Source organism: Streptomyces thermovulgaris (assembly GCF_002155915.1).
Classification (GTDB): Bacteria; Actinomycetota; Actinomycetes; order Streptomycetales; family Streptomycetaceae; genus Streptomyces; species Streptomyces thermovulgaris.
This window is the reverse complement of the sequence record NZ_MUME01000368.1, coordinates 1-4,337: the sequence shown is the minus strand read 5'-3', so window position 1 is coordinate 4,337 and position 4,337 is coordinate 1. Positions and strand designations below refer to the sequence as shown.

Genomic DNA, 4,337 nt, shown 5'->3' with positions numbered 1-4,337 from the left:
ACCGTCGTCGGCGCGACGGCGCTCACGCTGCGCACGGTCCCCCCGCACCCTCCCCTGCCGGTGTCCCCCGAGCGCGTGGTCCGGGAGGTGCCGTCGCGGGGTGCGTCCGGGTCCCTCCCGCCGGGGGCGTCCGCGCCGCGCGCGGAGCCGCAGGAGCCGCAGGAGCCGCAGGACGGCCCGGAGCGGCCGGCGCCGAGGGCCGGATAGTCCCCCCGTCCGGACCCGCCGTCCGGGCCCGCCGTCCGGGCCCGGACACGCCTGTGGGCCCGCCCCCCGTGCGGGGAACGGGCCCACAAAACCTTCGGGCCGAGGGACCCGGCGGTCGGCCGTGTCCCGGCCGGGCCGTCCTCGGCCCGGCCGTGCGCGGCCGTTCAGCCGGGCCGTGTCCGGCCGGGCGGCGTTCAGCTGCCGAGGATGGCCCGGGCGAGCTTGGCCGTCTCGGTCGGGGTCTTGCCGACCTTGACGCCCGCGGCCTCCAGGGCCTCCTTCTTGGCCTGGGCGGTGCCGGAGGAGCCGGAGACGATGGCGCCGGCGTGGCCCATGGTCTTGCCCTCGGGCGCGGTGAAGCCCGCGACGTAGCCGACGACCGGCTTGGTCACGTGCTCCTTGATGAAGGCCGCGGCACGCTCCTCGGCGTCACCGCCGATCTCGCCGATCATGACGATCAGGTCGGTGTCGGGGTCCTCCTGGAACGCCTTGAGGCAGTCGATGTGCGTGGTGCCGATGACCGGGTCGCCGCCGATGCCGACGCAGGTGGAGAAGCCGATGTCCCGCAGCTCGTACATCATCTGGTACGTCAGCGTGCCGGACTTCGAGACCAGGCCGATGCGGCCCGGCTTGGTGATGTCGGCCGGGATGATGCCGGCGTTGGACTGGCCGGGGGTGATCAGACCGGGGCAGTTCGGGCCGATGATGCGGGTCTTGTTGCCCTTCTTGCAGGCGTGCGCCCAGAAGGCGGCCGTGTCGTGCACCGCGATGCCCTCGGTGATGACGACCGCGAGCGGGATCTCGGCGTCGATGGCCTCGATGACCGCGTCCTTGGTGAACTTCTCCGGGACGAAGACGACCGTCACATCGGCGCCGGTCTTCTCGATGGCCTCCTTGACGGTGCCGAAGACCGGCACCTCGGTGCCGTCGAAGTCGACGGTCTGGCCCGCCTTGCGCGGGTTGACGCCACCGACGATGTTCGTGCCGGCGGCCAGCATGCGGCGGGTGTGCTTCTGACCCTCGGAGCCGGTCATGCCCTGGACGATGACCTTGGATTCCTTGGTGAGGAAGATAGCCATGGTGTTCTGTGACCTCGTCCCTTACTTCGCGGCGGCAGCCAGCTCGGCGGCCTTGTCGGCCGCGCCGTCCATCGTGTCCACCCGCTGGATGAGCGGGTGCTTGCGGTCGTCCAGGATCTTGCGGCCCAGCTCGGCGTTGTTGCCGTCGAGGCGCACGACGATCGGCTTGGTGACCTCCTCGCCCCTGGACTCGAGGAGATCGAGGGCCTGCACAATGCCGTTGGCGACCGCGTCGCAGGCGGTGATGCCACCGAAGACGTTGACGAAGACGGACTTCACGTCCGGGTCACCAAGGATGATCTCAAGGCCGTTGGCCATGACCTCGGCGGAGGCGCCACCGCCGATGTCCAGGAAGTTGGCGGGCTTGACGCCCTTGTGGGCCTCGCCCGCGTAGGCGACGACGTCCAGGGTCGACATGACCAGGCCGGCGCCGTTGCCGATGATGCCGACCTCGCCGTCGAGCTTGACGTAGTTGAGGTTCTTCTCCTTGGCGGCCGCCTCGAGCGGGTTGGCGGCGGCCTTGTCGTGGAGCGCCTCGAACTCGGGGTGGCGGAACTCGGCGTTGTCGTCCAGGGAGACCTTGCCGTCGAGGGCGATCACATCGCCGGAGGCGACCTTGGCGAGCGGGTTCACCTCGACCAGGAGGGCGTCCTCCTCGACGAACACCTTCCACAGCTTCACCAGGACGTCGGCGACCTTGTCGGCGACGTCGGCCGGGAACTTCGCCGCGGCGACGATCTCCTTGGCCTTGGCCAGGTCCACGCCGTCGACGGCGTCGACGGGGACCTTGGCGACGGCCTCGGGGCGGGTGGCCGCCACTTCCTCGATGTCCACGCCGCCCTCGACGGAGGCGATGGCGAGGAAGGTGCGGTTGGCGCGGTCGAGGAGGAAGGAGACGTAGTACTCCTCGACGATCTCCGGAGCGGTCTCGGCGATCATCACCTTGCGGACCGTGTGGCCCTTGATGTCCATGCCGAGGATGTCCGTCGCCCGGGCGACGGCCTCGTCCGGGGTGGCGGCGAGCTTCACGCCACCGGCCTTGCCGCGACCACCGACCTTCACCTGGGCCTTGACGACCGACTTGCCGCCCAGCCGCTCGGTGATCTCGCGCGCCGCCTCAGGCGTGTCGATGACTTCACCGGCCAGCACCGGTACATCGTGCTTGGCGAAGAGGTCCCTCGCCTGGTACTCGAACAGGTCCACGCGCTTCCGTCCCTATCAGTGATCTCGCGGTTCGTTGAATGCGTGGGCGTGCCGCGAAGGGCAACGTGACGTCCACTCCGGGTCACAGGGGAGGCGCACACGGTGTCCGAGCGCGCGGCATGTCCACCTGGCAGGTTATCTCCGCTTGCGAAAACCCCGTAAATCCGGGGTCACACGTGAGCGGTGATACCTGTCACATGATGCCGCACTGACTGGCACGGCGTGCCGTGTGCGGTACCCCACCGGGCTGGGGCGGCCCGGTGGGACCTCTCGCGTCAGCCCTCGCGGGGGCCCGGACGGACGGTCCCCGCCCCGGGGGAACGGCCCGCCCTTCCACGGGGTCCCGGGCGGCACGACCGGACCGGCCGATGGCTTCGGCCGTCCGGGGGCGTCGGCGGCCCCGCTTCCGGCCGTGTCCCGGCCGGCTCGTCCGCCCCGGCGCGCACCGACGCGGGCGGTGCGCGCCGGACGGCGGCACGAGACGGAACGAGACGATACGAGGGGCGGGACGGAGTCCCTCGCGCGGGGTTGCCGAGGGTGCGCCGGGAGCCCCCCCCTGTCGCCGCGGGACCCGCGTCTGCGCCGTGCGCGTCACGCGGCGTCCGGCACCGGAAGCGGACGCTTCTCGATCGCCGCCGCCATCACGTCCGGGAAGAGGTCGGGGGTGCAGGCGAACGCCGGTGCCCCGAGCGCGGCGAGCGCCGCCGCGTGCTCACGGTCGTACGCGGGCGCCCCCTCGTCGGAGAGCGCGAGCAGCGCCACGAACTGCACCCCGGACGCCTTCATCGCGGCGACCCGCTTGAGCATCTCGTTCCGTATGCCGCCCTCGTACAGGTCGCTGATCAGCACGACCACCGTCTCCGCGGGCCGGGTGATCCGCGACTGGCAGTACGCCAGCGCCCGGTTGATGTCCGTGCCGCCGCCGAGTCGGGTGCCGAAGAGCACGTCGACCGGGTCGTCGAGCCGGTCGGTCAGGTCGACGACCGCCGTGTCGAAGACGACCAGCCGGGTGCTGAGGGACCGCACGGACGCCAGCACCGCCCCGAACACGGAGGCGTACACCACGGACGCCGCCATCGACCCGGACTGGTCGACGCAGAGGACGACCTCCTTCCGCACGGACCGCGACGCCCGGCCGTAGCCGATCAGCCGCTCGGGCACGACCGTCCGGTGCTCCGGCAGGTAGTGCCTGAGATTGGCCGCGACGGTGCGGTTCCAGTCGATGTCGCGGTGGCGGGGCCGGCTGATGCGCGCACTGCGGTCGAGGGCGCCGGCGACCGCGGCCCGGGTGCGGCCGGCCAGCCGCCTCTCCAGGTCCTCGACGACCTTGCGCACCACGGCCCGTGCCGTCTCCCTCGCCGTCTCCGGCATCGCCTCGCCGAGCGAGAGCAGGGTGCCGACGAGGTGGACGTCCGCCTCCACCGCGTCCAGCATCTCCGGCTCCAGCAGCAGCGTGGCCAGCCCGAGCCGGTCGATGGCGTCCCGCTGCATGACCTGGACGACGGAGGAGGGGAAGTAGGTGCGTATGTCCCCGAGCCAGCGCGCCACCGAGGGCGCCGAGGCCCCCAGTCCCGCCGAGCGGTCCCGGCCCGTGCGCGGCCCGTCCCCCGTGCCGTAGAGCGCGGCGAGCGCCCCGTCCATCGCCGCGTCCCGGCCCGACAGCGCGCATCCGGTGCCGTCGGCCGGGCCGCCGCCGAGCACGAGCCGCCAGCGCCGCAGCCGCTCCTGCTCCTGCTCCTGCTCCTGCTCCGTCACGCCGTGCCTCCCGTCCGTGCTCATCCCGCCGCCCCCACGAGCCCGGCTGCCGGGGAGAGGAACGACAACGACGCCGGGCTCGTGGGGGCGGCG

General features: G+C 72.3%; 3 protein-coding genes and 1 pseudogene. 1 reads left to right on the top strand and 3 read right to left on the bottom strand.

Features of this window, described 5'->3' with window-relative positions:
* Positions 1-207: pseudogene (locus CCN35_RS29005) on the top strand (helix-turn-helix domain-containing protein); the annotation flags it as partial.
* Positions 208-401: 194 nt separating this feature from the next.
* Here the strand turns inward: CCN35_RS29005 and sucD are convergent.
* The 3 genes from sucD to CCN35_RS24240 all read right to left on the bottom strand — a co-directional run bounded on the left by sucD (position 402) and on the right by CCN35_RS24240 (position 4,268).
* Complete coding sequence (gene sucD / locus CCN35_RS24250) at positions 402-1,286, bottom strand: succinate--CoA ligase subunit alpha (protein WP_067394580.1); 885 nt, start codon at positions 1,284-1,286, stop codon at positions 402-404.
* A gap of 21 nt (positions 1,287-1,307) precedes the next feature.
* Positions 1,308-2,489 (bottom strand): ADP-forming succinate--CoA ligase subunit beta, encoded by a 1,182-nt coding sequence (gene sucC, locus CCN35_RS24245; RefSeq protein ID WP_067394583.1) that lies wholly within the window; start codon positions 2,487-2,489, stop codon positions 1,308-1,310.
* 591 nt (positions 2,490-3,080) lie between these two features.
* Positions 3,081-4,268, bottom strand: coding sequence for a VWA domain-containing protein (locus CCN35_RS24240; RefSeq protein ID WP_086794355.1), 1,188 nt, complete (start codon positions 4,266-4,268; stop codon positions 3,081-3,083).
* Positions 4,269-4,337: the final 69 nt, after the last annotated feature.